Source organism: Microbacterium sp. DMC48 (assembly GCF_056313825.1).
The window spans coordinates 494,041-513,922 of record NZ_JBQUZN010000006.1 but is presented as its reverse complement, the minus strand read 5'-3'; the positions used below and the strand labels follow the sequence as shown (position 1 = coordinate 513,922).

At 70.3% G+C, this 19,882-nt stretch carries 21 protein-coding genes; 10 read left to right on the top strand and 11 right to left on the bottom strand.

The annotated features are described in order from the left end of the window. Positions 1-68: 68 nt before the first annotated feature. Entirely contained in the window at positions 69-1,085 is a 1,017-nt protein-coding gene (locus ACT53O_RS14425; RefSeq protein WP_112931781.1) for an ABC transporter substrate-binding protein, read from the bottom strand. 188 nt (positions 1,086-1,273) lie between these two features. Then, positions 1,274-2,299, bottom strand: a complete 1,026-nt coding sequence (locus tag ACT53O_RS14420) for a LacI family DNA-binding transcriptional regulator (RefSeq protein ID WP_051039631.1) — start codon at positions 2,297-2,299, stop codon at positions 1,274-1,276. Positions 2,300-2,452: 153 nt separating this feature from the next. Between ACT53O_RS14420 and ACT53O_RS14415 the strand changes: the two genes are divergently transcribed. Further along, positions 2,453-3,310, top strand: coding sequence for an alpha/beta fold hydrolase (locus ACT53O_RS14415; protein WP_347417726.1), 858 nt, complete (start codon positions 2,453-2,455; stop codon positions 3,308-3,310). Positions 3,311-3,334: 24 nt separating this feature from the next. On the opposite strand, the gene ACT53O_RS14410 is transcribed toward ACT53O_RS14415, so the two are convergent. Genes ACT53O_RS14410 through ACT53O_RS14400 form a run of 3 tightly spaced genes read right to left on the bottom strand, consistent with a single transcriptional unit; the run spans position 3,335 to position 5,287 of the window. Beyond that, on the bottom strand, positions 3,335-3,562 hold the full coding sequence (locus ACT53O_RS14410; RefSeq protein WP_036320629.1) for a hypothetical protein: 228 nt from the start codon (positions 3,560-3,562) through the stop codon (positions 3,335-3,337). Continuing rightward, positions 3,555-4,661, bottom strand: coding sequence for a hypothetical protein (locus ACT53O_RS14405; protein WP_476153146.1), 1,107 nt, complete (start codon positions 4,659-4,661; stop codon positions 3,555-3,557). The genes ACT53O_RS14410 and ACT53O_RS14405 overlap by 8 nt, the downstream gene beginning before the upstream one ends. Further along, positions 4,658-5,287, bottom strand: a complete 630-nt coding sequence (locus ACT53O_RS14400) for a hypothetical protein (protein ID WP_036320631.1) — start codon at positions 5,285-5,287, stop codon at positions 4,658-4,660. The genes ACT53O_RS14405 and ACT53O_RS14400 overlap by 4 nt, the downstream gene beginning before the upstream one ends. A gap of 358 nt (positions 5,288-5,645) precedes the next feature. Here ACT53O_RS14400 and ACT53O_RS14395 point away from each other — a divergent pair, with 358 nt between their 5' ends. Next, entirely contained in the window at positions 5,646-8,600 is a 2,955-nt protein-coding gene (locus tag ACT53O_RS14395) for an immunoglobulin-like domain-containing protein (RefSeq protein WP_476153144.1), read from the top strand. Positions 8,601-8,611: 11 nt separating this feature from the next. On the opposite strand, the gene ACT53O_RS14390 is transcribed toward ACT53O_RS14395, so the two are convergent. The 4 genes from ACT53O_RS14390 to ACT53O_RS14375 all read right to left on the bottom strand — a co-directional run bounded on the left by ACT53O_RS14390 (position 8,612) and on the right by ACT53O_RS14375 (position 10,112). Continuing rightward, the gene (locus ACT53O_RS14390) at positions 8,612-8,860 is read right to left on the bottom strand and encodes a hypothetical protein (RefSeq protein WP_036320633.1); all 249 of its coding nucleotides are present in this window, start codon (positions 8,858-8,860) and stop codon (positions 8,612-8,614) included. Next, entirely contained in the window at positions 8,857-9,090 is a 234-nt protein-coding gene (locus tag ACT53O_RS14385; protein WP_476153142.1) for a hypothetical protein, read from the bottom strand. Before ACT53O_RS14385 ends, ACT53O_RS14390 begins: the two co-directional genes overlap by 4 nt. A gap of 98 nt (positions 9,091-9,188) precedes the next feature. Further along, the gene (locus ACT53O_RS14380) at positions 9,189-9,500 is read right to left on the bottom strand and encodes a GNAT family N-acetyltransferase (protein WP_039413629.1); all 312 of its coding nucleotides are present in this window, start codon (positions 9,498-9,500) and stop codon (positions 9,189-9,191) included. A 39-nt stretch (positions 9,501-9,539) separates the two neighbouring features. Beyond that, on the bottom strand, positions 9,540-10,112 hold the full coding sequence (locus ACT53O_RS14375; RefSeq protein ID WP_476153139.1) for a P-loop NTPase family protein: 573 nt from the start codon (positions 10,110-10,112) through the stop codon (positions 9,540-9,542). Positions 10,113-10,514: 402 nt separating this feature from the next. Here ACT53O_RS14375 and ACT53O_RS14370 point away from each other — a divergent pair, with 402 nt between their 5' ends. The 4 genes from ACT53O_RS14370 to ACT53O_RS14355 are packed head-to-tail and all read left to right on the top strand — an operon-like array spanning position 10,515 to position 13,279. Further along, entirely contained in the window at positions 10,515-11,252 is a 738-nt protein-coding gene (locus ACT53O_RS14370; RefSeq protein ID WP_476153137.1) for a winged helix-turn-helix domain-containing protein, read from the top strand. Between the two features lie 55 nt (positions 11,253-11,307). Next, positions 11,308-12,276: a DNA-3-methyladenine glycosylase family protein gene (locus tag ACT53O_RS14365; protein WP_476153135.1), complete on the top strand. Its 969-nt coding sequence runs from the start codon at positions 11,308-11,310 to the stop codon at positions 12,274-12,276. A 39-nt stretch (positions 12,277-12,315) separates the two neighbouring features. Continuing rightward, entirely contained in the window at positions 12,316-12,534 is a 219-nt protein-coding gene (locus ACT53O_RS14360; protein WP_039413617.1) for a hypothetical protein, read from the top strand. Between the two features lie 22 nt (positions 12,535-12,556). Next, positions 12,557-13,279, top strand: a complete 723-nt coding sequence (locus ACT53O_RS14355; RefSeq protein WP_476153133.1) for a Pr6Pr family membrane protein — start codon at positions 12,557-12,559, stop codon at positions 13,277-13,279. Here the strand turns inward: ACT53O_RS14355 and ACT53O_RS14350 are convergent. Further along, positions 13,218-14,048 (bottom strand): aldo/keto reductase, encoded by an 831-nt coding sequence (locus ACT53O_RS14350; RefSeq protein ID WP_294947055.1) that lies wholly within the window; start codon positions 14,046-14,048, stop codon positions 13,218-13,220. The genes ACT53O_RS14355 and ACT53O_RS14350 overlap by 62 nt on opposite strands. Before the next feature lie 26 nt (positions 14,049-14,074). Further along, entirely contained in the window at positions 14,075-14,887 is an 813-nt protein-coding gene (locus tag ACT53O_RS14345; RefSeq protein ID WP_476153131.1) for a Cof-type HAD-IIB family hydrolase, read from the bottom strand. A 117-nt stretch (positions 14,888-15,004) separates the two neighbouring features. Here ACT53O_RS14345 and ACT53O_RS14340 point away from each other — a divergent pair, with 117 nt between their 5' ends. From ACT53O_RS14340 to pgi, 4 genes are all read left to right on the top strand, one after another. Beyond that, the gene (locus ACT53O_RS14340) at positions 15,005-16,351 is read left to right on the top strand and encodes a sensor histidine kinase (RefSeq protein ID WP_476153129.1); all 1,347 of its coding nucleotides are present in this window, start codon (positions 15,005-15,007) and stop codon (positions 16,349-16,351) included. After that, entirely contained in the window at positions 16,339-16,995 is a 657-nt protein-coding gene (locus tag ACT53O_RS14335; protein WP_036320679.1) for a response regulator, read from the top strand. Before ACT53O_RS14340 ends, ACT53O_RS14335 begins: the two co-directional genes overlap by 13 nt. Then, positions 16,992-17,858 (top strand): hypothetical protein, encoded by an 867-nt coding sequence (locus ACT53O_RS14330; RefSeq protein ID WP_016464267.1) that lies wholly within the window; start codon positions 16,992-16,994, stop codon positions 17,856-17,858. The genes ACT53O_RS14335 and ACT53O_RS14330 overlap by 4 nt, the downstream gene beginning before the upstream one ends. Positions 17,859-18,163: 305 nt before the next feature. After that, positions 18,164-19,843 carry a glucose-6-phosphate isomerase gene (pgi, locus tag ACT53O_RS14325; protein WP_476153126.1) on the top strand — a complete coding sequence of 560 codons (1,680 nt, stop codon included), beginning with the start codon at positions 18,164-18,166 and terminating at the stop codon, positions 19,841-19,843. Positions 19,844-19,882 lie beyond the last annotated feature (39 nt).

The following is a 19,882-nucleotide window of genomic DNA, read 5'->3' as shown; positions in this document are numbered from 1 at the left end:
GGGGACCGCCGAAGGTGGCGATCCCCGTCCCCGTTCTGTCCGAGCGGACTCGGGGCGGCTCGTGGTGCTTAGAAGCCGAGACCCTGGTCGAGCGCCTTCTGGGCCGCCTCGGGCGAGTCGAACGTGGCGCTCTTGACGATGATGGTCGAGTCGACCTTCTCGCCCGCGAGGGCCTTCTTCACGGCGTCGACCGCGTCGGTGCCGAAGAAGGGGTTGTACTGGGCGACGAAGCTCAGGTCGCCCTTCGCCAGCGCCTCCAGCGCGCCCTTGGTGCCGTCGATCGTCGCGATCTTGACGTCGGTGCCGGGCTTGAGGCCCGCCGCGCTCACGGCCTGCGCCGCGCCGATGCCCATCTCGTCGTTCTGGGCGAAGATGAACTGGATGTTGTTGTTGTTGGCCTTGAGGACCGTCTCGATGACGGACTTGCCCTCGTCGGTCTTCCAGTTGGCCGTCTGTGCGCCGACCTTGTTCCAGCCCGACTTGCCGGCGATCGCGGCGTCGAAGCCCTCGTTGCGCTCGTTGACGACCGACAGGCCGGGAACGCCCTCGAGCACGAAGTAGTTCGCACCGCTCGGGAACGTGGTGGCGGCCCACTCGCCGACCGAGTTGGCGACCTGCTTGTTGTCGGGCGCGATGCGCGTGACGTACAGGTCGGAGGAGGCGTCGACACCGCGGTCCAGCAGGATCACGGGGATGTTGGCCTCCTTGGCCTTCTTCAGCTCGTCCTCCCAGCCCGATGCCTCGGTCGCCGTGAGGAGGATGACGTCGACCTCGTCGTTGACGAAGGTCGAGAACGCGTCGAGCTGCGACTTCTGGTCGCTGGGGCTGGCCGCCGGAGCGTACTTGAGGTCGAAGCCCGCGTCCTTGGTGAACGCGTCCTTGATGGCCTGCTCGTTGGCGTTGCGCCAGCCGCCCTCGGGGCCGACCGCGACGAAACCTACCGTGATGGGCTTGTCACCACCGGCTGCGGCGCTGCCGCTGCCGGCGGGCTCTGCGCCACCCGAGCACGCGCTCAGCCCGACGACCATGGCGCCGGCCGCTGCGACCGTGAGCAGTCCACGGAATCCGCGCTTGCTGATGTCCATTCTTTCTCCTCCTTGAGAGTCCGCCGCGACGATTGCGGTGGATGTGTGTGGTGCCCCGGGGGGCGCATGGGATGCTGCACTCCGATTGTGCGCGCTAACAATTCCGGAACACAAGTGGCATTCGCCATCCCCGTGCTTTCGTTACTTTTTTGTTACCGCGAACAGTGCCGCGCCCGCGACGGGGGCCATCAGCCTCGGGGCACGGCCGCGGCGGTCGATGCGCGCAGCACCAGCTCCGGAGCGATCAGCGCATGCATGGCGGTGTCGTCGCCGTCGATGGCGGCGATGATCAGCCGGAGCGCGAGGGCACCGAGAGAGGCGAAGTCCTGCCGCACGGTCGTCAGCGGCGGCAGGAAGTGACGAGCGTCGGGCAGGTCGTCGAATCCGACGACACTGATGTCTTCGGGAACGCGAAGACCGCGTTCCACGAGGCCGTGCACGGTTCCCAGAGCCATCTGATCGTTGGCGGCGAAGACCGCCGTCGCGGCGGCGAGCTGCCGGGACCGCCCGATCTCATAGCCGCGATCGGAGGTCCAGTCGCCCTGCACCATCGGCCCCTCCCCCAGGCCTGCCGCCTCCAGCTCATCGCGCCACCCCTGCCAGCGGGCTCGCGCGTCGTACCAGTCCAGGGGTCCGGCGACGTGGGCGATCGTGCGATGACCGAGTCCGATGAGGTGCGCCACGGCCATGCGCGCGCCGGTGTACTGGTCGACGGCGACGGTATGCAGATGCGGGTCGGGCTCGGCTTTGATCACGAGCGTCGGCATGTTCGAGCTGTGCTCACGGAACAGCTCCAGGGCCGATGACCGCGGAGCGATGACGCACAGGGCGTCGATGCCCTGAGCCACGAGGTCGGTGATTCCGGTGGAGATGGTCGCGGCATCCTCGTCCGACGTCGAGAACACACTCACCGAGTACGCACTGGCGCGGGCGGCCTCCTCGATCGCGCGCAGGGTGCTGTTCGGCCCCCACTGCACCGGGCTGTCGACGAGAACACCGATGCGCATGGACTTGCTCGTCGCGAGGGCGCGAGCGATGGAACTGCGCGTGTACTGCATCTCGTCGATCGCCTGCAGCACGCGCACGCGCGTGGACTCGCGGATGTTGGGGTGACCGTTGAGCACGCGCGAGACGGTCATGTGCGAGACGCCGGCGTGATTGGCGACGTCGTAGATGCTGGGTTTGGCCCACCCTCGGCCGGACTGATCAGCCATCTGCGCCTTTCCCCTGGGAAGCTCCGCGCCGACGGTGCGCCGACGTGACCGTTCCGACGGAGTCCTCATGCGCTCAGGAGCGGATGCCTCATCGTTTCACACTCCGTCCGCGAGGAGCCGGCAGCACGCGCCGCGCATCATTACTCTCGATCCATGGACTCCGCCGACCGCACTCCCGACTCGCCTGCGGATGCCGCCGCGGAGGCGGTCTCGCAGATGGCGGATGCCGTCGATCGGGCGATCGACGAGATCACGGGCGTGCCGACCGACGACGGACGGATCGAGGTGTTCGCACACGGCGGCGCGAGTATCGTGGCCGAGCGCCGCGGCCAGGTCTCGTCCGCACGCACCATCGTGCTCGTGCACGGGATCGGCATGGGCCGCAAGGTGTTCGGAGACCTGGTGCAGCGCCTGGAAGGCGAGGCGCTCGTCGTCGCGCTGGACCTGCCGGGCTACGGCGACGCCCCGGAGCCGACGCGCACGCCCACGATCGAGCGGATGGCCGATCTCGTCGCGGCGTATCTGCGCCATCTGAGACGTGGCCCGGTCGTGCTGCTCGGACACTCGATGGGGACGCAGGTCGTCACCGAGACGGCCGTGCGACACCCCGACACCGTCGACCGGCTCGTCCTGGTCGCCCCCACGGTCGACCGCCATCACCGGCGCGCGCTGCGTCAGCTGTGGCGCTTGGCGCGTGACCTCTGGGGCGAGAGCCCGAAGGTGCTGCTGCTGGGCGCCCGCGAGTATGTGCGGGCGGGACCGAACCTCCGGCGCAAGATGCGCGCGATGCTCACCCACCGCCCCGAGGCCGCCTACGCCCGAGTCTCGGCGCCCACCCTGGTGGTGCGGGGCGAATACGACGTCGTCGTTCCCCGTGAGTGGTTCGACGAGGTCGTCGCCGCCATCCCGGACTCGCGCGCCTTCGTCGTCGACGGCCACCGTCACGAGACGCTCATTCGCACGGCAGAGCCGACTGCCCGTGAACTGGATCGGTGGCTGTCCGCCCCGTGAGCGCCACGATCGCCCCGGGCAGGCTCACGGGCGCAGACGCGCGGCGCGGCGGCGCGCCCGCTGGACCAGGACGAATCCGGCCGCGACGACGACGGTGGCGACGACGGCGAGCCCCACGGGCACGGTGCCACCGGTCAGGGCCAGCGGGGAAGGGTCCGCGGACCCCGGCAGCGGCGCGATCGTGACCGCGACCTGCACGGACGAACCGGGCGATGAGATGGCGTCGGGAACGAAGGGGGAATCGTCAGGCACTGGTGCTCTCCTCTGTGAGTGCGGCTGCCGCCGGGGGTCGGTCGTGCTCGTGCGCGTCTGCGACGAGTCGATCGGTGCGGCGGTGGGAACGTTGCCGACCCCACAGCGCCGCGAAGATCAGAAGGGCCGCTCCCGTCAGCACGATCAGCTGCGAGATCGGCATCGCCCACAGCGACGTCTGCAGAGACGACGCAGCGGCGATAGGGGTCTGCCCATCGATCGTGATACCCCGCGGGCGGAGAGTCACATCCACGGGAACGAGGATCGACGGCCAGAGGTCGTCGACGACGACGCGCACGGTGCGGCGATCGCCGGGCAAGAGGTCGATGACCGGCTCACCGGCGGCGGGGAAGGGCGTGTCCTGGCCGGCAGCGGAGACCGTGCCGCTCGCCAGGAGCCTCGTGTTGCCATCGTTGACGACGTCGAAGCTGACGATCGCCGATCCCGGCCGCAGCGGGTTCCAGGCGACCGCGTACGATCCCCCGCCGCCGTGCAGCGAGGCGGCAGGGCTGAGCTGCCCCGCGACACGGGCGAGCACGCGCACGCCGACGCGCGTGTCCACGCCCACGCTCGCACCGCCATCGGCGCGAGCGGTCGACAGCACGGAGGCGGTGATGCCCGCCGAATGGTCTCCCGGCGCCGCGCCGGAGGGCGCAGCGATCGAGAAGGGGACGACCACGGTGGCGCCGGCGGGAACCGTCACACGCGCCGGCAGGGAGATCCACGAGCCCGCATCGACGGAAGACTCTCCCTCTGCACGCACATCGAATCTGCCGGATGCCGAGGTGAAGCCGTCGGCTGCCGCCAGCCGGAACGTCACCGCCGCGGCGCTCGCGTTGCGCACGGCGATGTGATCCTCGACCGTCTGGCCGGGTCGCACGCCCACCTCGACGGCGGACCGACCGTCGGGGCCTCGTCCGTCCGACGGCACGACCGACCACCGCACGCCCGCCGATGCGGGTGCGGCCTCGCGCGCGGCGGCCAGCGGGCCGACAGCCGGGGCGATCGACAGGGCGGCCGCGAGCAGCACCCCGACCGCGACGGCGACGGGAAGTCGCCATGCCGCTCGGGGACGCCGACGCGCAACGAGGGGAATCACTGCGGCTGAGCCTCTTCCCACAGCGTCAGAGTGATCGTGCCCGAATAGGCACCCGGCTCGACCGTTCGGGGCACCCTGAGGAACAGGTCCGCACCCGCCGTCCAGCTTCCGACCGCGGCAGACGCGCGGGAGTCGACCGACAGCGCCAGCAAGTGCGCGCTCGCGAGGCCGTCGTTGAGCGGAGTGTCGGCGGTGGCGGCATCGAGCACCGTGTTGACGACGTCGCCGGAGGCGACCTCCCCGTGACCGCTCGTCGTGATCACCTTCGGCGCCCAGCCGAGGTGACCCGCATCGATGCTGCGGCTGCCGGAGGTCAGGGAACTGGCTTGACCCGTCACGTACCAGACGGCACCGGACGGGATGATCGCCCGATCGTCGGTGACGGTCACCTCGGGCAGCGACCCTGTGAATTGACGGACGTTCGCATCAGAGGAGGGGACCTCGGTGAGGGTGGTCGCCGTCGAGGCGACGCTCAGGGTGAGAGCACCGACCGGCGCGGCCTGACCTTCTGCATCTCGCTGCTGCGTGCGATTCTCGTCGGCGAGAGCGGCTCCCGCTCCGCCGACGACGAGCGCGCACCCGAGGAGTCCGGCTGCAACGCGCGCAAGGGCGACGTTCATCGTCATGGTGTCTCTCCCGTCTCAGCCCGGCATCTGTGCCGGCCCGATGCTGTCGACCCGTCGATGGGCTCACGACTTCCGAAATGTTAGCGATAACGAACCGATCGAGATGTAACGAAAGAGTAACGACCCCGTTCGCGGGGTCTGGGGATGCCGACACGAGCATGTACCCGTCGACTGCGCACTTGACACGCCGCCGGAGCGCCACCTAGCGTGAGCCGCGAGGGCATGTTTCCGGTAACACCCTTGAACGCGATCAGCGATTCGAACCCCCACGCGATGACGCAGGGCTCAGCACCGAGACGGAGAGGTCTCTGGCGCAAGCAGCGATGTCGCCCAGCCGAGATGAGCGAGGAGAGCGCGCATGACCACGCCTCAGAGAGCCCGAAACCGTTGGCGCCAGCCGCAGCATCTGCAGCCACTGTCACGGGCACGCATCGGCGCCCTCGCCGTCGCCGTCGGTCTGACACTCGCGAGCACCGCCGTTCCCGTTGCCGCGCGCGCCGATGGCCAACCCTCCCCCGTCATCCACTACTCGTTCGATACGGCATCCGGCACGACCATCTCCGACGTGAGCGGCAACGGCAACGACGCCACCCTCCGCCAGAGCGGCGGAGAGGTCGCCGACGGAATGCTCTCGCTGCCCGGGGGGTCACGCGACACCGGGGCCTACCTTGACATTCCGACGACGGCATTGGTCGGCAAGAAGGACCTCACCATCTCGACGTGGCTGTCCCCGAAGACCGGCGCCGCCAATACGGCGGCCGCCTTCATCGGCACCCCGCTCACCGGTGGAGCGTCGTTCTCCTCCGGCTACTGGCTGCTCAACCCGACGAACCCCGCAGGCTACGTCAAGTCGGTCGTCACGAACGCCACCGATGCCGGCGCCCCCTGGACCACCGAGGTGGGCGCTGGGGCGACCGCGACGGCGACGACGGGTCTGCGCACCCCGGCCGGCCTCAGCCTGTATACGACGGTGATCGACGGCACGAACGGGCAGCTGCGAGTGTATGTGAACGGCACCCGCATCACCCAGAACGCGATCTCCCGCTCGGTCGCCTCGTTCGGCGACGCGCTGACCGCGACGCTGGGCCGCTCGACATACAACGACGCCAACTGGAGCGGGCTCATCGACGACTTCGCCGTCTACGGCCAGGCGATGAGCGACGCCGACGTGCAGTCGCTGTACAACGGGCAGGCCCTCGACCGCGCTGTCGCCGGCGTCGCCGTTCCCGCCACCGCGACCGCCGACTTCGCCCTGCCGACGACGAGCGCGGGTGTTGCGGTGAGCTGGCGATCCGATGCCGCCGCCATCGTCGTCTCCGGAGGTACCGCCGCCGTGAGCCGCCCCGCGGGAGGTAGCGGCGACGCACACGTCACCCTGACCGCGACCTTCACCGCCGGCACGGCAACCCGGGAAAAGGCCTACTCGGTCACGGTCCCTCAGCAGCTGACCGACCAGCAGCGGGTGTCCCAGGACATCGCGGCCGTGAGTCTGTCGAATCTCGACGACGTCCGCACGAACTTCTCCGTTCCCGCCACCGGCGCACAGGGCTCGACGATCACCTGGACGGTGACCGCGGGCACCAACATGGCCACCGTGCGCGACGGTGTCCGCCCCGATTCGCGCACCGTCGCCGTCTCCCGTCCGGCGGCCGGCGCCGCAGCCGCCACCGTCGAACTGACCGCTGTCGCTCGCAGCGGCGACGCCTCGGCGACCCGCACCTTCACGGCACGCGTGCAGCCGATGCCGGGCGGCTCAGCCATGACCGAGGCCTACTTCTGGACTTTCTTCACCGGCGAGGGCCAGGGCGCCGAACGCGTCAGCATCGCGGCATCCAAGGGCAATGACGCGCTCAGCTGGAACACTCTCAACAACGGACAGCCGCTCTTCTCCTCGACGGTGGGCACGCAGGGCCTGCGTGATCCGTTCATCCTGCGCTCACCCGACGGTGACAAGTTCTACATGATCGCCACGGACCTCAAGGTCGACGGGCTGGCCGGGGGCTTCACCACCGCACAGATCTCCGGCTCGCGCTACATCGAGGTGTGGGAGTCCACGGACCTCGTGACCTGGTCGGACCAGCGTCACGTGAAGGTGTCGAGCGACTACGCCGGCAACACCTGGGCGCCGGAGGCGTTCTGGGACGACGAGCTCGACACATTCGTCGTCTACTGGGCTTCCAACCTCTACCCCACGACCGACCCGGCCGACCGCACCGCCGTCACCTACAACCGCATGATGTACGCGACGACCGACGATTTCGTCACGTTCTCCGAGGCGAAGCCGTGGATCGACGTGCGCCGCGGCGCGGGACTCGGAGCGATCGATTCGACCGTGGCGAAGGTCGGCGACGTCTACTACCGCTTCACGAAGGACGAAGCGAGCATGACCATCCGCGAGGAGAAGTCCACGAACCTCCTGTCGACGGTCAGCGGGTCGCTGCCGGGTACGACCGGGTCCGCCGACCAGTGGACGCTGGTCCAGGATCGAGTGGCCAGCGGCCTGCCCAACGGGGAGCCCGGCGGGATCTACTCCAGCGGCGAAGGACCGAACATCTTCCCCGCCAACGAGGGCGATGTGAACGGACAGCGCTGGTTCCTGTTCATCGATCAGCCGAACTACCACGGCGGACCCAATCACTATGTGCCCTTCGGGACGACCAGTCTCGAGGGCGCTGCGTGGCGGCCGCTCGGTGAGAAGCTTCGTCAAGGCCTGCCGCAGAACGCGGACGGCGGCAAGCCGCGCCATGGCACGGTGCTGCCCATCACGCGCGCCGAGTACCAGCGGGTGCTGACCGCCTATGCGCCCGATATCGCGGTGGCCTCCGTCGCCGCGATGGACCTCTCGACCACGGTGGGCACCGCGCCCACCCTGCCGCAGGCGACGCTCACGACGGTGAGCGGTCAGCAGCGCACGGTCGACGTCGCGTGGGACACCGTCGCCCCCGCGTCCTACGCGCAGCCGGGGACTTTCACGGTGCGCGGCGTCGCCCAGGACGATTCCCGGATGCCGGTGGAGGCCACCGTCACGGTGACCAGCGTCGTCCAGGTCACTGTCTCCACCACGTCACGCTGCGTCGCAGGCGCCGTCGTTCTGGTCGTCACCGCCGCGAACGAGGACGGCGCCCCGGCCACCGTCTCCGTGACGACGCCGTATGGCGCGAGGACGATCGCCCTGGCGCCGGGAACGACGGCATCGTCGGCATTCTCGACGCGCCTCGGGAGCATGCCGGCGGGGAACGTCTCCGCGGCCGTGACGCGCGAGGGGAACAACTCGACACTCGAGGTCGGCTACGCCGCGCAACGCTGCCGGTGAGAAGGCGTCGTTCAGTCGGTCGCCTGGTCCGCTGCGAGCTCAGCGATCAGCGCGAGGATGACCTCCTCCTCGGCGGGAACCCCCGTCTCGGCGAGGCGGCCGCGAACGGCCTTGTCCACGGTGGCCGCGTTCTGACCGGCGACGTCGGCGCGCAGCTGGGCGATCAGCCCGTCCAGGCGCTCCTGATCCGATGTCTGGTGAAGGTCGAGCCGGGGCTCGTCCTGCGTCTCCGCAGGCGTCGTGTCGTCCGTGTCGCTCATCGCTGGGTCTCCTCGTCGTCGCGAACCTGCTCGTCGGTGCGCAGGTCGGGATCGAGTCCGGCCTGGATCTCCGCGCTCTCCACGAACCCGTCGGGCACACCGTCCACGGGCTCTTCGTCCAGCGCCGAGGCCTCGCGCGTCTCGTCGTCGGCGACGGCCCCGCTCTCCCAGCCTCCGGCCGGTTCGGCATTGATCACGCCGTCCGGAAGTTCATCTCGATCGGTGCTCATGGCTTCTCCTCACATCGGTCTTCCCCACTGTGCGGGGCCGTGCGGCGACCGGCCAGACCCTTGACGGGGCCGGCGGCGGGAAGCTAGGAGACGATCGGTCACGCCCCTCGCGGAGGCGCCAACAGCGATCGGTGCTCGGGATGGGCCGCGAACCAGTCGGCGACGTACCAGCAGACCGGGCTGATGACGCGGTCGCCTCGGCCGGCGACCTCCTCGACGGCGCGCGCGACGATGTCGGCCGCGTACCCGTGACCGCGGAACGTGGGCACGGTGTAGGCCCGCGTCATCGCGACGGTGTGGCCGTCGTCGCGGTAGTCCAGCGCACTCACGATCTGCTCGCCCCGGCGCAGCGTATACCGCGACGCTTCCGGCTCGTTGCGAAACGACAGCTCGTCGGCGGTTCCGGTCATATCCCTACGCTACGCCGCCACGCAGAGGGTGGGGCGACGCTACGCGGAAGACAGCGAGCGCACCCACTCGTCGACCTCGCGCTGCCCACGCAGTCGCACGACGGGATCGCCCGCGGCGATGCGCGCCTCCATCCGGCGTTGCATCGTCGGATAGCTCGTCCAGGCCCAGCGGAGGATGTTGTCCTCCGGCTTCCACTTCAGCCACGAGCGCACGCGCTCGCGGTTGCCGTGCCAGAGCTCTTCGCGCAGGATGCCGCGACGAAGGGTTCGCCGGAGCACCCGCCACATCACGACGCGACGCGGGTGGTCGACCCACACCACGACGTCGGCCCCGCCGGGGGTACCGGGCTCCATGAGACCGCCCAGCCGTGAGTTCCAGTTGCCGTCCGCGACCCACCCCCCGGGGTGCGCCGCGAGGAACGCACGCACGCGCGCCTGCGCCTCCGCGAGGTCGCGATACGTCCACCCCGCGTCCCAGAAGACCTCGTCCAGCTCGAGCCGGGCACGGCGTGTGCGCGCCGCGACCTCCTCGGCCAGCCGCGACTTTCCCGATCCCGACGTCCCCACGATGCGGATGCGCGCGGGCGGGTGTGTCGGGGTGCTCACGACCATGCACTCTGTCACATTCCGTCATCTTGTGACGGCGGCATCCGTGCGGTTTGACACATCGCGACGCGGTTCGTCATAATCAGGCCCATGACTGACAACGCACGCACTCTGTCCGCCCTGGAGGCGAACGGACATGCCGGCATCATGATGATGCCGCGCGTTGCCATGTGTTGCCGAATGTGCCACTGACGGTGAACCCCGCCGGGTGCGCCCGCCGACGCTGACCCACCTCCGTCAGCCGGCCGCCACCCCCGAGCACCGCGCCGCGCACAACGCGAACGTCGGCTGTCTCGCACAGGCCCTCGCATCCCATCCGATGCGCATCTCGCACCGGGCCTCCCGCAACACACCCCTGAACCCGCTGCCGGGCCGTATGCCCCGGGTTCCGCCTCGAAGGACATTCCCGTGTCGAACACCGCTCTTCTTGCCTCGCCCGCTCCCGTCCGTCACCTGCGCGCCGTCCCCGACGTGCCGCCGCGTCGCGCCGTGGCCGCACCGACCGCGAGCGCAACCCCTCCCGCCGCGGGCACCGTCCCGGTCGGCACCGCGCCGCGCGGATTCGCCCTCTACGTCGGCATCGACGAGGCGAAGGCAGCCGCCGACGGCGTCTCGCTCTCCACGCTCGTCGAGGCCCTGCGCCGCACGCTCGGCGAACTCGCCCCGCACGCCGAGACCTATGCCACCGTCGCCCTGGCGCCCGCGTCCGCCGGTGGCCGGGACGTCGACGTCGTGCGCCTGGCGCTCCACGAGCCGAGCGCCGTCGCCCGCACCAAGCAGGACGAGCCCGAGGACGACCACGTGCCCGGAGGGGTGACGATCGACATCTCCCGCCGACGCGTGCACATCGAGGGCGAGGCCGCGCAGCTGACCTTCAAGGAGTTCGAACTGCTGCAGTACCTCGTGCTCCGCGAGGGCCGCACCATCGAACGCACCGAACTCGTCTCGTCGCTGTGGAGCCACGCCGACGCCGACGAGGTACCCGGCGAGCGCACGATCGACGTGCACGTGCGCCGCCTGCGCTCCAAGCTCGGCCGTTACGAGGACATCGTCCGCACCGTTCGGGGCATCGGCTACCGCTTCGACCGCCACGCCGACGTCGTCATCCGCTACGGCCACGGCACGCCGTCGCCGGACCGCTTCTGATCCGCATCCACGCCAGCGCGTCGTGATGTCGGAGGCCCTGACATAGGGTGACGGCATGACCACGCGGGAGAGGATGCCGCCGCGCGCTGCGCAGCCGGCGACGCGCGACCCGCGACGGCCCTCACCGCGACCCCTCGAGAGCGAGTACCGGCCGCGTGTGCCCACCGACGTCGGGCGCGCCGTGCGCCCGCAGCAGCGCGGCGCCCACGATCCGTCGCAGCTCGAGCACCAGGGCGTCATCTGGCGGGCCACGCGCACGCCCGAGGGCGTCGCGACGCTGGCGTTGCGCATCGAGCGCGGGCTAGTCCGCGCCGCGGCCTGGGGTGCCGGTGCCGCCTGGGCACTGCAGCAGCTGCCGCGACTGTGCGGCGCCGACGACGACCCGACCGGCTTCGAACCCCACCGGCATCCGCTCATCTCCGACACCCACCACCGGCACGGCGACCTCCGACTGGGCCGCACCGACCTCGTCTTCGACGCGCTGATCAGCGCCGTGTTCGAGCAGAAGGTGACCGGATTGCAGGCCTTCGGCGCCTGGCGGATGATCCTCACCTGGTGCGGCGAGCGCGCGCCCGGCCCCACCCCCCGACCGATGTTCGCGCCCCCGGCCGACTGGCACCTGATCCCCAGCTGGACGTGGCACCGCGCCGGACTCGAGCCGCCGCAGTCGCGGACGATCGTGGAGGCGGCGACCCGGCGCACATCGATCGAGCGGGCCGCCCGCGATCCGGCATCCGCCGACCGCGCGGTGACGAGCCTTCGCGGCATCGGGGCATGGACCAGTGCGGAGATGCGCATTCGCGCCTTCGGAGACCCCGACGCCGTGAGCGTCGGCGATTACCACCTCTCGCATCAGGTGGGCTATGCGCTCACCGGCCGCCGCGTCGACGACGACGGGATGCTGGAGCTGCTGGAGCCGTGGCGCGGTCATCGCCAGCGCGTGATCAGACTGATCGGGCTGAGCGGCCGGATCGAACCGCGCCGGGGTCCCCGCCTCGCACCGGAGGACCACCGCGGGCGGTGATCGGGCGGCAATCCCGGGCCGACCTTCTACGCTGGTGCCATGACCCACAGAGGATGGCCACGCGGCCGGATCGGCTGGTCGATCGGCACCGTGGTGCTGCTGGGCGCGGGCGTGCTGTTCGGGCTGATCATGCAGAACGTGCTGCTCGGTGTGCTGTTGGCCGTGATCGTCTCGATCGGCTGGCTCATCGCGTACGAATCCTGGCGCGGGCGCACACCCGAGCTCGACGATCCATGGGACGACGGCGCGCAACTGTGAGCGTGAGCCCTAACATGAGCGAATGATCGCGCGCTCCCGCATCCTCGCTTTCGGCTACCGCGCGGTGGCGTCGCTCGTCATCGTGATCGGCATCGCTCGGGTGTCGGGGCTGTGGACGGCGACTCCCACGTGGTCGGCCTTCCTCTACTACACGGTGCTCAGCAACGTGCTGTGCCTGGCGTGGATGGTGCTGTCGGCGATCACCACCCTCCGCGACGCACAGCGTGGCGGGTGGATCGGCGCATCCACGCCGTCGCCGCGGTGGGCGGCGGCGGTGATGCACGCGATCACCGTCACGATGTTGATCTACCTCTTCGTGCTCGCACCCGCGCTGTTCACCCAGCCGGGCGCCTACCAGCCGTTCACGCTCACCGACAACCTCGTCCACATCGTCACGCCGATCCTCGTGATCGTGGACTGGGCACTGTTCGTCCCCAAGGGTCGCCTGGGCCGGTACGACCCGCTGCTGTGGGCGCTCATCCCCTTCGCCTACCTCGTGTTCGCGTACACCTACAGTGCGCTCGGGGGCCGCTTCGCGGGCGGCACGACCGTGCCGTACCCGTTCATGGACGTGGCGAAACACGGTGTCGGCGGGGTCGCCGCCTGGATCGTCGGCCTGACGCTGGCGCTGGTCGCCGTCGGCTACGTCTTCGTCGGATGCGACCGGCTGCTGGCGCGCGTCGTCACATCTCCTCGTGCGTCTCGGGATCCCCACCCCACAGACGACCCCGCTCCAGGGCGCTGAGCGCCGCGACCTCGTCATCGGTCAGGGTGAAGCCGAAGATATCCGCATTCTCACGCTGACGCACCGGCGTCGCCGACTTCGGGATGGGCGTCGAGCCGAGCTGGGTGTGCCAGCGCAGGACGGCCTGGGTGGGCGTGACCCCGTGCGCGGCGGCGACATCGGCGACCACCTGCTCGGCGAGCAGTTCGCTGCGCCGCGCCAGCGGACTCCAGCTCTCGGTGCGGATGCCGTGAGCGGCGTGAAAGGCGCGCAGCGCTGCCTGAGGGAAGTACGGATGCATCTCGACCTGGTTGACGGCCGGGGTCACGCCCGTCTCCTCGATCAGTCGGGTGAGCATCTGCTCCGTGAAGTTCGAGACACCGACCGAGCCGACCGCACCATCGCTCTGCAGATCGACCATGGCACGGAAGGTCTCGACGTAGCGGTCCACGCTGGGGTTCGGCCAGTGGATCAGGTAGAGGTCGATGCGCTGCAGGCCCAGACGCTCGAGCGACGCGTGGGCGCTGCGGATCGTCTCCTCGTAGCCGTGGTCGCGGCCCGGAACCTTCGTCGTCACGATGAGCTCGTCACGGATGCCGCTGCGGCGCACCGCTTCTGCGACCTCGGCTTCGTTCTCGTAGTTGACGGCAGAGTCCAGCAGGCGGTAGCCCGCATCGATGGCCGCTTCGATCGCCGCGACGCCGTCGTCGCCCTGCAGCTTGTAGGTACCGAACCCGAGCTCGGGAAAAGGCGTGCCGTCGTTCAGGGTGACCGTGGGGATCTTGACCATGCCTCCACGCTACGCCCGGCGGATGATCACCGTGCGATCAACTCCTCGATGACGCTCAGCACCCCGGCATCCGCATTCGAGGGCGCACGGAATCGTGCGGCGGCCACGACGTCGGGGTGGGCATCGGCCATGGCGTACGACCAGTGCGCGGCCCCGAGCAGCTCGAGGTCGTTGAGGTAGTCGCCGAACGCGGCGGTCTGCTCAGCGGTCACACCGAGCGCCACCTGCAGGGCGCGCAGCGCGACGCCCTTGTTGACGGTCGCGTTCATGATGTCGACCCAGTGGTGACCCGAGACGACGACCTGGTGGGTCTCGGCGAGATCGGCGAACGCGGGCGCGGAGTGCCGTTCGCCGCCGTCGAGGTCGTAGATCGCGAGTTTGAGGATCTGATCGTCCACAGCGAGCAGATCGTCCACGATCTGCCGACGCGCGTAGTACTTCTCGACCTCCGCGAGGAACCGAGGGTCGGTCTCCTCGACGTACGCCGACCGCTTGCCGCACACCACCAGACCGGCGCGCAGGCTGCCCGCCGCGACGGCGGCGCGCAGGCGCGCGACGACGGATGCCGCGACCGCCGGATCCACGGCGTCCGAGCTGACCTCGACGTCGCCGCGGACCACGTACGCGCCGTTCTCGGCGATGTAGTCGAGCTCGCCGTCGACGGCGGCGAACGTCTGCTGCAGCGTCGCCAGCTGGCGACCGCTGGCCGGGGCGAAGGCGATGCCCCGCTCGCGCAGCCGCCCCAGCAGCGACCACAGCCCGTCGGGCACCGACCCGTCGGGCAGCAGCAGCGTGCCGTCCATGTCGACGGCGATCAGGCGGATGTCGCGGACGGTCATGCCTCCATCCTTCCGCACGCCCTCCCTCGGCGCGGAGCCGGCCGGTGGGGATAACCCCACCCCGATTCGGGGGACCGCTCCCTGCGTCCGCGCCGTGGCGCGCCCTAGCGTGGAGTCATGTCAGAGACCGCCGCCCTGCCCCCGGCATCCGTGCCACACGCCGCACCCCCGCCGCCTGCGTCAACGGTGCCGGCCCGCCGTATCGGACTTCTCGCCCATCTCGGGGCCATCGCGCAGCTGGCGGCGATGGGGCTGGCGGGCACCGCGATCTTCAGCCTGCTCCTGCTGCTGCTGAGCCTCGGTGTCGGCCTTCTGCCCGCTCTCGGGGTCGGGGCGCTGTTCCTGGTGGCGTTCGTCTACGCGACGTGGGCCACCGCATGGCTCGAATACGCGCGGGTCGACGGCCTCTACGGGTACGGCCTGCCCGCGCTGACGGCACGCCCCAGCGCCCACCCCGGGTTCACCGGGTGGCTGCGCACCCTCTGGCAGCAGTTCACCGACGGCCCGATGTGGCGCGGCGTCGCCTCGGCGGGCATCTCGACGATCCTCGGGCTCGTCGTGCTGCCGATCGTCGGCGCCCTGTCCTCCAGCGTGGTGCTGCTGTTCGCTCCACTGATCGGCGAGGATGCCGCTCGTATCCCGGCCACGGACGTGCAGATCGGCATCGAGGCGACCGTTCCGGTCGGCATCGTGGGCATCATCGTCAGCCTCGCGCTGTTGATCGGCGCCGCGCTCCTGCATGCGGTGCTCACCCGGGCGGTCCTCGTGCCGAGCCGTGAAGCGGTGCTCGTGGAGCAGGCCCGCACCGCCGGCACGCAGCGCGAGAGCGCGGTGCGCTCCGGCGAACTGGAGCGCACGCGCATCGAACGCGACCTCCACGACGGCGTCCAGCCGCGACTCGTCTCGGTGGGGATGACGCTGGGGCTGGCCCAGCAGAAGATCGACAGCGATCCTGCCGCGGCCAAGGCGCTGATCGATGAAGCCCACACCTCGACCAAGGCGGCGATCACCGAGCTGCGCCAGCTGGCCCGCGGCATCCACGCCTCCGTCCTCGACGACCGGGGCCTGGATGCCGCCCTCAGCGCCCTGGCCGCGCGATCGCACGTCCCCGTGACCCTCGACGTGCGTCTGCCCGATGCCTCCGCGGACCCGTCGAATCGGTGCAGCCGCACGGCCGAGGCCGCGGTCTACTTCGCCATCGCCGAGTCGCTGACCAACGCGGCCAAGCACTCGCGGGGCAGCGAGGTGCGCGTGACGGTGCGCCGACGCGATGGCGCCGATCAGGGCGCGCCGGTGCTCTGGGCACGCGTCGAGGACAACGGCGTCGGCGGGGCCCGCGTGCTGCCCGGCGGCGGCCTCGACGGCATCGCGCATCGGATCGCGGCAGCCGGCGGGGTGAGCCGCCTCGACAGCCCCCACGGCGGTCCGACCGCTCTGGAGGTGAGTGTGCCGTGCGCATCCTGATCTGCGAGGATTCCACCCTGCTGCGCGAGGGTCTCGTGCGCCTCCTCGACGACGCCGGTCACGAGGTGGTCGCCGCGCTCCCCGACGCCGGGGCACTGATGGATGCCGTGGCCACCTCCACCCCGGATCTGTGCATCCTCGACGTGCGCCTGCCGCCCACGTTCACCGATGAAGGCATCCGCGCCGCGGTGCACCTGCGCGCCGCACGTCCGGAGGTGGCCGTGCTGGTGCTCAGCCAATACGTCGAGGAGCGGTATGCGGGCGAGCTGATCAGCACGCAGTCCGCGGCGCTGGGCTACCTGCTGAAGGATCGCGTGGCCGATGTCGGCGATTTCCTCGATGCGGTCGAACGCATCGGCGCGGGCGCCACCGTCCTCGACCCCGAAGTGGTCGCGCAGCTACTCACCCGCCGCGGACGCGACGCACGCATGGAGCGGCTGACCGAACGCGAGCGCAGCGTGCTGGCGCTGATCGCCGAAGGCAAGAGCAATCAGGCGATCGCACAGACGCTGTTCGTCACCGAGGCGAGCGTCGAGAAGCACATCACCTCGCTGTTCCAAAAGCTCGACCTCGAGCAGGACGAACACGGCAACCGACGGGTGCTGGCCGCCCTCATCCACTGGGAGAACGGAACGAACCGATGACCACCACCCTCACACCGCCTCCGCCGACCGCCGGCGCGGGCGGGCCATCCGCCGGCCGTCCCGACGGACCGCCGCGTCCGACCGGCCCACGCCCGGCGGCCCGCGTCGTGGCGATCCTGACGATCGCGCTCGGCGCCGCCCTGATCTTCGGCGCGTTCGCCACCTCGGCGCTCGGCGCGATCGCCGGCGCCGCGCGCGGCAGCGGCACGCTGACGGCGGATGCCGCGGACGTCCGCGCCCTCACCGTCGACGTGGCCGCCGCGGATCTGAGCATCGTCTACGGCGGTGACCGCGCGTCGCTGGAGGTCGACGGTGCCGTCGCAGACTGGCGCCTGCGTCGCGACGGCGATCGGCTCGTGGTCACGACGCAGCGTACGTGGTGGAGCGCGATCCGCCCCTTCGGGCGCAGCGACACCGCGGTGCTAACCCTCCCCCGTTCGCTGGAGCGGGTCGCCCTCGACGGCGATCTCACGCTCAGCGCCGGCGCGCTGCGGGTGCAGGGCACGTACGGGACGGTGGACGCCACCGTGAGCGCCGGATCGATGGAGCTGTCTGGGCGAGCGGCAGCGCTCACCGCGGACGTCTCCGCCGGGCGACTCGTCGTGGATCTCGCCGGAGTCGATCGCGCGGGCTTCAAGCTGAGCGCCGGGTCCGTCGAGGGCAGCCTCACCGGGTCCGCGCCCCGGACACTGACGGCGGACCTCAGCGCGGGCCGGCTCGCTCTCGTGCTGCCCGACGCCACCTACGCCGTGTCCACCGACGCTGCCGCCGGAGACGTGGAGAACCGTCTGCGCGTGGATCCGGATTCGCCGCGGCGGATCAGCCTGACGGTCTCGGCAGGGTTCGCTTCGCTGCGATCGTGAGGACGGGACCGTTTCCTGGCAGGACGGTATGCGAACGATATGCAGTCGGCGGACGAGCCCGCCACCGTGACCTCGCCGTTATAACGTGAGTCATCGCCGATTCCGGACACCGACTCCATGAGCCGGAGGAGGCGACGCAGGACTCTCCCCCTGCGAATGTGGTGCAACGGATTGCAGGGCCGGTCGTCCTCTCGGACGGCCGGCCCACCGTCGTTTCCGGGGCTCGCGCGTCGATCTCGTCCGGCCGTGTCTTTCTCACAGGACTCACGTCTGCACACCCGGCTCGCGGGCGCTAGCGTAAAGGCGTGAGCACTCCCATCGACGCCACCCGCACTCCCGCCTGGGCCGATCTGTCCGCACGCGCCGCGGATTTCGCCCCCGACCTCCGCGCCTGGTTCTCCGACGACCCGACGCGGGTCGAGCGGCTGACCTTCGACGCCGCCGATCTGCACGTCGACCTCTCCAAGAACCTCGTGGACGACGGCATCCTGACCTCGCTCCTGTCTCTGGCCGACGACGTGCACCTGGCCGACCGCCTCGCAGCCATGTTCCGCGGCGAGCACATCAACACGACAGAAGACCGCGCCGTGCTGCACACCGCCCTGCGCCGCCCCGCGGGCACGACGCCCGAGCTGGTCGTGGACGGTCAGCACGTGGATGCCGATGTGCAGGCCGTGCTGGACGCGATGAGCGCGTTCGCCGATCGCGTGCGCTCGGGCGCGTGGAAGGGTGTCACCGGCAAGACGGTCACCCACGTCGTCAACATCGGCATCGGCGGCTCCGACCTCGGTCCCGCGATGATCTCGACCGCGCTGGAGCCGTATGCGACCGCGGGGATCAGCGCGCGTTTCGTCTCGAACATCGACCCGTTCGATCTCGCCCACAAGACGAAGGACCTCGACCCCGAGACGACGCTGTTCATCGTCGCCTCGAAGACGTTCACGACGCTGGAGACGCTCACCAACGCACGTCTCGCGCGCGACTGGCTGTGGACGGGCCTGGCCGCCGCAGGGGCGATCGACGGCTCCGACGCGCAGAAGCAGGATGCCGTCGCGCACCACTTCGTCGCGGTCTCGACGGCCCTCGACAAGGTGGCCGACTTCGGCATCGACCCGGCCAACGCCTTCGGATTCTGGGACTGGGTGGGCGGCCGCTACTCGGTCGACTCCGCCATCGGCCTGTCGCTGATGGTCGAGCTCGGACCGGAGGCGTTCCGCGAGCTCCTCGCGGGCTTCCACGCGATCGACGAGCACGTGCGCACGACCCCGTTCGCGCGGAACGTCCCCGTCCTCATGGGCCTGCTCAACGTCTGGTACACGAATTTCCTCGGCGCGCAGTCGCACGCCGTGCTCCCCTACGCCCAGCAGCTCAGCCGCTTCGCCGCGTACCTGCAGCAGCTGACCATGGAGTCCAACGGCAAGCGCGTGCGCTGGGACGGCTCGCCGGTCACGAGCGACACGGGCGAGATCTTCTGGGGCGAGCCGGGCACCAACGGTCAGCACGCCTTCTACCAGCTGATCCATCAGGGCACCCGCCTGATCCCGGCGGACTTCATCGCCTTCGTGAACCCCGCGTATGACCTGAACGACGGCGGCCGCGACGTGCACGGCCTGTTCCTGGCGAACTTCCTCGCGCAGACCAAGGCTCTCGCCTTCGGCAAGACGGCGGACGAGGTCGAAGCCGAGGGCACCACCGGCGCACTCGTGGCGGCGCGCACGTTCCCCGGCAACCGTCCGACGACGTCGATCTTCGCCCCCGCGCTGACGCCGCGCGTGCTCGGCGAGCTGGTCGCTCTGTACGAGCACATCACCTTCACGCAGGGTGTGGTCTGGGGCATCAACTCGTTCGACCAGTGGGGTGTCGAGCTCGGCAAGCAGCTCGCTCTGCAGATCGCTCCGGCCATCGAGGGCGACGAGACGGCGACGGCCGCGCAGGATGCCTCGACCCAGGCACTCCTGTCGTACTACCGCGCACACCGCGCCTGACGCGTCCCACCTCCGCGAGAAACCATCGCCGCGTCGAGA

What these genes read in the sequence shown, in the direction of transcription:
- ACT53O_RS14425 (WP_112931781.1), bottom strand. Translation starts at nt 1,085, where the DNA reads ATGGACATCAGCAAGCGCGGATTCCGTGGACTGCTCACGGTCGCAGCG.
- ACT53O_RS14420 (WP_051039631.1), bottom strand. Translation starts at nt 2,299, where the DNA reads ATGGCTGATCAGTCCGGCCGAGGGTGGGCCAAACCCAGCATCTACGAC.
- ACT53O_RS14415 (WP_347417726.1), top strand. Translation starts at nt 2,453, where the DNA reads ATGGACTCCGCCGACCGCACTCCCGACTCGCCTGCGGATGCCGCCGCG.
- ACT53O_RS14400 (WP_036320631.1), bottom strand. Translation starts at nt 5,287, where the DNA reads ATGACGATGAACGTCGCCCTTGCGCGCGTTGCAGCCGGACTCCTCGGG.
- ACT53O_RS14395 (WP_476153144.1), top strand. Translation starts at nt 5,646, where the DNA reads ATGACCACGCCTCAGAGAGCCCGAAACCGTTGGCGCCAGCCGCAGCAT.
- ACT53O_RS14390 (WP_036320633.1), bottom strand. Translation starts at nt 8,860, where the DNA reads ATGAGCGACACGGACGACACGACGCCTGCGGAGACGCAGGACGAGCCC.
- ACT53O_RS14385 (WP_476153142.1), bottom strand. Translation starts at nt 9,090, where the DNA reads ATGAGCACCGATCGAGATGAACTTCCGGACGGCGTGATCAATGCCGAA.
- ACT53O_RS14380 (WP_039413629.1), bottom strand. Translation starts at nt 9,500, where the DNA reads ATGACCGGAACCGCCGACGAGCTGTCGTTTCGCAACGAGCCGGAAGCG.
- ACT53O_RS14375 (WP_476153139.1), bottom strand. Translation starts at nt 10,112, where the DNA reads ATGGTCGTGAGCACCCCGACACACCCGCCCGCGCGCATCCGCATCGTG.
- ACT53O_RS14365 (WP_476153135.1), top strand. Translation starts at nt 11,308, where the DNA reads ATGACCACGCGGGAGAGGATGCCGCCGCGCGCTGCGCAGCCGGCGACG.
- ACT53O_RS14360 (WP_039413617.1), top strand. Translation starts at nt 12,316, where the DNA reads ATGACCCACAGAGGATGGCCACGCGGCCGGATCGGCTGGTCGATCGGC.
- ACT53O_RS14355 (WP_476153133.1), top strand. Translation starts at nt 12,557, where the DNA reads ATGATCGCGCGCTCCCGCATCCTCGCTTTCGGCTACCGCGCGGTGGCG.
- ACT53O_RS14350 (WP_294947055.1), bottom strand. Translation starts at nt 14,048, where the DNA reads ATGGTCAAGATCCCCACGGTCACCCTGAACGACGGCACGCCTTTTCCC.
- ACT53O_RS14345 (WP_476153131.1), bottom strand. Translation starts at nt 14,887, where the DNA reads ATGACCGTCCGCGACATCCGCCTGATCGCCGTCGACATGGACGGCACG.
- ACT53O_RS14340 (WP_476153129.1), top strand. Translation starts at nt 15,005, where the DNA reads ATGTCAGAGACCGCCGCCCTGCCCCCGGCATCCGTGCCACACGCCGCA.
- ACT53O_RS14330 (WP_016464267.1), top strand. Translation starts at nt 16,992, where the DNA reads ATGACCACCACCCTCACACCGCCTCCGCCGACCGCCGGCGCGGGCGGG.